Raw genomic sequence first — 6,303 nt, 5'->3', positions numbered from 1 at the left:
CCCGGGAACTTCTGTCCCAGCGTGGCGGCCGCCGCGGGCACGATGGTGGCCAGCGCGGACGCGTTGGCGGCCAGCCGCACCCGTCCGGCTTCCAGGCCGACCTGCGCGGCGAGCTCATTGGCGGCCGCGTCGACCCGTCCCACGATCTCGGCGGCCCGGCTCGCCAACAGCCGGCCCTCCGGCGTGAGGCGGATCCCCCGCCCGACCCGCTGGACGAGCTTCACGCCGGTGGCGGCCTCCAGCCGGGAGAGGTGGTGACTCACCGACGGTTGTGAGTTATGCAGCTCCACGGCCGCTTCGGTCACCGACCCGTGCCGGGCCACCGCGGCCAGGACCTTCAGATGAACCAGGTTCAGCATTCATCAACTATATCGATGTAAGACTTGCCCCATTGGCATTGGACGTCATAACAGAACTGTCTCATTCTGGCTACGTCATCGACGAATGGAGTCCCGTGATGAGCCAGACCCGTCTCGGCTACCTGTACGGCATCGGCGCCTACACCATCTGGGGCTTCATGCCTCTCTACATCAAGCTTCTCCGTCCGGCCGGCCCGGTGGAGGTCCTGGCACACCGGGTGCTCTGGTCGGTGGTGGCCGTCGCCGTGGTGCTGTTCGCGGTGCGCGGCTGGCGCCGGTTGCGGCTCGTCACCGAGCGCCCGAACGCGCTCCGGACCGCCGCGCTGGCCGCCGGCGTCCTCGCGGTCAACTGGGGCATCTACATCTACGGAGTGCAGACCGACCGTGTGGTGGAGACTGCCCTCGGCTACTTCATCACGCCGCTGGTCGTTGTGCTGCTGGGCGTCGGCTTCCTGGGCGAGCGGCTCCGCGCGGCCCAAAGGGCCGCCGTCGGGATCGGAGGTGCCGCGGTCGCCGTCCTCACCGTCGTGTACGGGCACATCCCGTACATCGCGGTGTCGGTGGCGCTGAGCTTTGCCGGGTACGGACTGCTCAAGAAGCGGCTGGGCCTGCCCGCGGCACAGGGGCTGTTCATCGAGTCCGCCGTGCTGGCCCTGCCGGTGCTGGCCTACGTCGGCTGGCTCACGTGGCGCGGGGAGTCGACGTTCGCGGCGATCTCCCCAGGCCACACGGCCCTGCTGGTCGCGGCCGGTGCGATCACCGCGGTTCCGCTGCTGATGTTCGCCGGCGCGGCGAACCGGATTCCGCTGACCGGGCTGGGCATGCTGCAGTACATCACGCCGATCCTGCAACTGGGCTTCGGCGTGCTGCTCTTCGACGAGCCGATGCCACCCGCCCGCCTGGCCGGATTCGCGCTTGTCTGGGCGGCCCTCGCGGTGTTCACGATCGACGGCATCCGCCACGCACACGGCGCCAGGCGCACCGATCCGCTCGCACCGCGAACGGGAGTGGATACGTCCAGTGCATTGCAGCCGGCCGGGGCGGCGCCGCGGATGAACTGACCGGCCGGTGGTCAGTGGCCTCTGATCGCCGGTGACAGTGCCCGCAAACGAGTGCGAATGATCGGCGCAGCGGTTTCCTTGTCGTCGGTCCATGCTGTGCCGAGCTCGTCGAGGATGTCGAGGGCGTGCTGCCAGTGCGTGCGGGCCCGCTCATGATCGCCCAGGTCGTGGTGGGCATATGCCAGACCGTCGTGGGCGCGGGCCTGATCCGCGGGCTGGCCGATCTCGGTGGCCAGCGCCAGGACCTGGTCGTGCAGGTCGAGAGCGACGCGCGGGTCGCCGGCGGTGTGATGCAGCCGGCCCAGCCCCTGCCGTGCCTCGACCTGCCAGTTGCGGTCGCCCCTGTCCTGCGCCAGGTCGAACAGCCGGCGGTAGTGGTCGCCGCTCTGCTCGTACCGGCCCTGCCGCCGGTGCAGCTCGCCCAGCCCGGCCAGCGCGGCCTCGATGGCGTCGTCGCCGGTGGCGTGAGCGAGCCGCAGTGTCCGCCCGAAATGGCCGGCGGCCAGCGTGTACCGACCTTCCCGGCGGTGGACGTGGCCGAGGGCGGACAGCGCGAGCATCTCGCCACGGCGGTAATCCGTGGAGTGGGCCACGTTCAGCGCCTGCTCGAGATTGTCGATCGCCTGCTCGTACCGGCCGGACGACATGTGCACCCAGCCGAGGTTGTGCAGCGCCTCCACCTCCGCCTCATGATGGCCCAACGCGCGGGCGGCGATGACCGCCTTCTGGAGCTGGTCGACAGCCTGCGCGAAGCGTCCCTGCCGCAGGTATATGTGACCGAGGCTGACCAGCGAGTCGAGCTCGGCCTCCTGATGGCCCAGCGCACGGGCGGTCGTCATCGCCTGCTGGTGAAGGTTGACCCCGTCGTGGTAGCGGCCGCGGCTGCGCAGATGCCGGTGCAGGATGCTGGACAGGTGCAGGAGGTGCGACGGCCGGTCGAGCTCGGCACCGCATCTGGCGGCGGCCAGCAGATTGGGCAGCTCGAGATCCAGCCAGTCCAACGCGGACGCCATGCCGGACAGGCCGGCCAGGGGTGTCAGTGTCGGCGGAACCTGGGCGCGCCGCTCATGTTCGTACGGGTGCGCGGCATCCACGGCCAGCGCTGCGGCATAGCGGTAGTAGTCGATCACCCGGCCGAGCGCCTGCCGCCGGCTGCCCGAGGTCTCTTCCGACATGGCGGTTCGAGCGGCGTGCACGCGAGTCAGATCGTGGAACCGATACCGGCCCGCGACGGGTTCCTGCAGCAGGTGAGCCTCATGCAAATGCTCGAGCAATCGCCCCGCCACCGGCGCCGTCGCATCGATCAGGGCGGCCGCTGCGTACTGATCGATGTCCGGCCCGGAATGCAAGCCCAGCAACCGATACATCTGTCGCTGCTCAGCACTCAGGTACTGATAGGACAGACCCAGCGCTGAGGTGACGCTGCGCTGGCCGGCCTCCAGCTCCCCGAGCCGGCGCTGCTGGTCGCGCAGCCGCTCGACCAGGTGGGACAGGTCCCACGTGCGGTGAGACCTGAACCTGCCGGCGGCGATCCGGATCGCCAGCGGCAGCCGGCCACACAACTCGACAAGCTCCACCAGAAGCTCACGGGGCGAGTCGCCGAGTGACCGGTCACCGGCGGCGCGCGTGAACAACCTGACCGCGTCGGAGACGGGCAGCGTGTCCAGTGACAATGTGTGGGTCTGGTCGAGGCCGGCCAGCCGGCGGCGACTGGTGACCAGAACCAGGCATCCGGGTGCGCCGGGCAGCAAGGGCATCACCTGCGACTCGGCTGCCGCGTTGTCCAGCAGGATCAACATCCGCCGGTCGGCGAGCCGGGTCCGGTAGAGCGCGGCCCGGTCCTCGAGCCCTGGCGGAACGCGCTCTTCCCCGACATCCAGCGAGCGCAGTAGGTGGCCGAGTGCGTCCGCCGGTTCGATCGGTTGCAGGCCCTGCGTATAGCCATGCAGATCGATGAACAACTGCCCGTCCGGATAGCGGCCGGCCATACGATGTGCAATGTGGACGGCGAGCGAGGTCTTACCGATGCCGGCCATGCCGCCGATGGATGTGATCACCACCGCGTTCATGTCCGGCAGGCGGTCGAGGCGGGCCAACTCGTCCTCGCGGCCGGTGAAACCGGAAACGTCCGCGGGAAGCTGACGCGGCACGGTGATGGTCTGCTGCGACAACGGCGGTGGCGACTCGGCTCGCGCGGTCAGAATCCGCCTGTGCAGTTCCTGCACGGCGTGACCCGGTTCGATGCCGAGTTCTTCGGACAACAGCCGATACAGCCGCTGATACGTCGTCAAGGCGTCCGCCCGCTGACCGGAGACGTGCAGGGCCATCATCAGATGACCCCAGAGGCGCTCCCGGAGCGGATACCGCGCGGTCAGATCTCGAAGCTCCGCGACAAGCTCCGCGCCCAGGCCCGAGTTGAGGTCGAGCTCGACGCGCCGCTCGTGGGCGGCCACGCGTCGCTCCGTCAACCTGGTCGCCTCGGCGCCCTCCAGCCAGGCGGATCGCAGGCCGTCGAACGGAAGCCCGCGCCACAGCGCCAACGCACGCGCCAGGGCCGCTCGCTCGTCGGCCGGGTCGCTCGATCCCGCCGCCGCCTCGAGCAACCGCTCGAACAGAATCGCATCCACCCGCTCCGGGGCAACATCGAGTCGGTAGCCCGCCGGCGACGTGGCGATGGCTCCCGGTCCGAGCAACTTACGCAGCCGGGTCAGGCAGGTCTGAGTTGCCCGCCGGACATGGGCGGGTGCCTCATCGCCCCACACGATGGAAGCCAGCCGCTCGATCGACACGTCCTTGCCCGCGGACAGAGCCAACGCCACCAGTAATGTGCGTAGCCGCCCGGACGTGATCGAAATCGGCTCGCCGCCGATCGACACCGATAATGGCCCCAGAACACTTATCGCCAGTTTCCGATGCGCGGCTTGATCACCACTCGGTGCGGCAGCCTCGGAACGTCGCGCTGACATCGGTCCCTACACAACTCAGAACGTGACAACCATGTCCCGGCCGGCTACCGGAACCGCGCCATTGGAGCATGTCAACCTGGGCGTATGCAACTGCCTTCCTCTCTCAACGGCTTTCCCGCGCCGTGAATGCGATCTGAAACAGCAGTGGGGTACCGTGCCTCGGCCGTCAATACAATTCTGCGGCCCGCACCATAGCGGCCGTTGCCTGCCGTCGCCCCGGAAGGAATCGATATGACCGGCGTCTCGGCTGACGATAAGGAGTCATTCGGCCCGTCGGCGGCGGCGATCCTCTCCACCGAGCACTGGAGCCTGCTGGGCAGCCGGACGGCGCTGCTGGCCGAGGCGCAGCAGCGAACCAGCGTCTTCCTGACCGTGCTGTCCGCGGCGATCGTCGCGTCGGCCCTGCTCGCCGACGTCACCGGCTTCTCCGCCGGCGCCGTCGCGTTGACCGTCGTGCTCATGTCGGTGGTGCTGTTCCTCGGCCTGACGACGTACCTGCGGCTGGTCCAGATCAACCGCGACGAGAAACTCGCGGTTCTGGCCATGAACCGGCTCCGCAACGCGTATCTGAGGATGGAGCCGGCGCTGAGGCCGTACTTCACCGCCAGCCCCTACGACGACCGGCGCGGCTTCGAAACCAGCTACTCGCTCATCGCCCCGGCCACCAACCGGACGAAGAGCTACTTCCTCATCACCACACCGACGGTCGTCGCCACCATCGACGCTGCCGTCGCCGCGGCGATCGCCGGATTGCTGCTGGACCGGGTCACCACCGACCCCGTCGTGCTCGTCGGCGGCGGTGTCCTCGCTTTCGGACTCGTCTGGTCCTGGCTCTTCCTGGTGCAGCGCCGAATGACCGACCCGATGCGCGACGCGACACCACGGTTCCCTTCCCCCGTGCCGGGTGTCGAACGGTGAAGGCGTTCTGAAGGAGCGACGAAGTAACCTCCGAGCTCATCACACCCCGACCGGGAGGCAAGACCTTGCGACCCATCGTCAATTCGACGTTCGTCAGCCTGGACGGCGTCATCAACCACATGGGGAATTGGCATTTCGACTACGTGGACGCCGAGACCGACGCGTTCGCCCTCGAGCAGCTGACCGCCGGCGACGCCATGCTCATGGGCCGTAAGACGTACGACGTGTACGCCTCGGCGTGGCCGAACCGGGACGGCGCCTATGCCGACCGGATCAACGCGATGCCCAAGTATGTGGTCTCGTCGACCTTGACCGATCCGGCGTGGCAGCACACCACCGTGCTGTCCGATGATCTGGTCGGCCAGGTTCGCAAGCTGAAGGCCGAACCCGGCGGCCCGATCCTCATGCACGGCTACGGCCCGGTCGCCAAGACGCTGCTCGGCGCCGGCCTCCTCGACGAGTTGCACCTGTGGGTGCACCCGGTCCTGGCCGGCGTGGGCGCGGGCGAGGATCTTCTGCTGCACGAGGGGCTGAATGTGGTTCTGCAACCCGCCGGACAACGAACGTTCCAGAACGGCGTCGTGCTCCTGTCGTACCGTGCCACGAACGACTGAGCCGGGCGCGCTCGCCCGTCAAGGAGCACCATGGATTACTCAGGACTGATCAGAAAGCTGGCCCTACCGGCGCACTTCCAAGCGCCGACGGAGCTGAGATACGAGGACATCCACGCCCGTGCGATCAGCCGGACGGACCTGAGCGACGACGTTCGCGGCATCAACGCCAGCCAGGATCTGATCCGGCGCACCCGGGGCGGGAGTTGGCCGTCCGAGCCCGTCACCGAGGAGTTCAACTACGTCGACCTGGTATGGCACGAGGCGGAGTTCCGGTACGGGTATTCCTTCACGTACGCCGTCTACGACACTGCCGGCGCTTATCTCGGTTGCTGCTATCTCTATCCGATGGGACGGCGCACACCGCTTTCCGAGGAGCTCATCGAGC

General features: G+C 68.2%; 6 protein-coding genes. 4 read left to right on the top strand and 2 right to left on the bottom strand.

Annotation, left to right across the window (positions count from 1 at the left end):
• Positions 1–359: LysR family transcriptional regulator (locus AB0M20_RS21520; RefSeq protein ID WP_364300698.1), on the bottom strand; the 359-nt coding region annotated here is incomplete at its 3' end.
• A 98-nt stretch (positions 360–457) separates the two neighbouring features.
• On the opposite strand from AB0M20_RS21520, the gene rarD reads away from it, so the two are divergent.
• Complete coding sequence (gene rarD, locus AB0M20_RS21515; RefSeq protein ID WP_364300696.1) at positions 458–1,420, top strand: EamA family transporter RarD; 963 nt, start codon at positions 458–460, stop codon at positions 1,418–1,420.
• 11 nt (positions 1,421–1,431) lie between these two features.
• Here the strand turns inward: rarD and AB0M20_RS21510 are convergent, their stop codons facing one another.
• The gene (locus AB0M20_RS21510; protein ID WP_364300694.1) at positions 1,432–4,239 is read right to left on the bottom strand and encodes a BTAD domain-containing putative transcriptional regulator; all 2,808 of its coding nucleotides are present in this window, start codon (positions 4,237–4,239) and stop codon (positions 1,432–1,434) included.
• Positions 4,240–4,617: 378 nt separating this feature from the next.
• Between AB0M20_RS21510 and AB0M20_RS21505 the strand changes: the two genes are divergently transcribed.
• From AB0M20_RS21505 to AB0M20_RS21495, 3 genes are all read left to right on the top strand, one after another.
• A complete protein-coding gene (locus AB0M20_RS21505; RefSeq protein ID WP_364300692.1) occupies positions 4,618–5,304 on the top strand; it encodes a hypothetical protein in 687 nt (228 codons plus the stop codon).
• Positions 5,305–5,369: 65 nt separating this feature from the next.
• On the top strand, positions 5,370–5,918 hold the full coding sequence (locus AB0M20_RS21500) for a dihydrofolate reductase family protein (protein WP_364300689.1): 549 nt from the start codon (positions 5,370–5,372) through the stop codon (positions 5,916–5,918).
• Positions 5,919–5,948: 30 nt separating this feature from the next.
• On the top strand, positions 5,949–6,303 hold a 355-nt coding region (locus tag AB0M20_RS21495; protein ID WP_364300687.1), incomplete at its 3' end, for a GNAT family N-acetyltransferase.

The sequence above is a fragment of the Actinoplanes sp. NPDC051633 genome (assembly GCF_040681735.1).
In the GTDB taxonomy this organism is placed as follows: domain Bacteria; phylum Actinomycetota; class Actinomycetes; order Mycobacteriales; family Micromonosporaceae; genus Actinoplanes.
This window is presented reverse-complemented; position numbering and strand designations above follow the sequence as displayed.

Bases quoted from the DNA above. Each gene is read 5' to 3' on its own strand.
- AB0M20_RS21505 (WP_364300692.1), top strand. From the start codon at position 4,618: ATGACCGGCGTCTCGGCTGACGATAAGGAGTCATTCGGCCCGTCGGCG.
- rarD (WP_364300696.1), top strand. From the start codon at position 458: ATGAGCCAGACCCGTCTCGGCTACCTGTACGGCATCGGCGCCTACACC.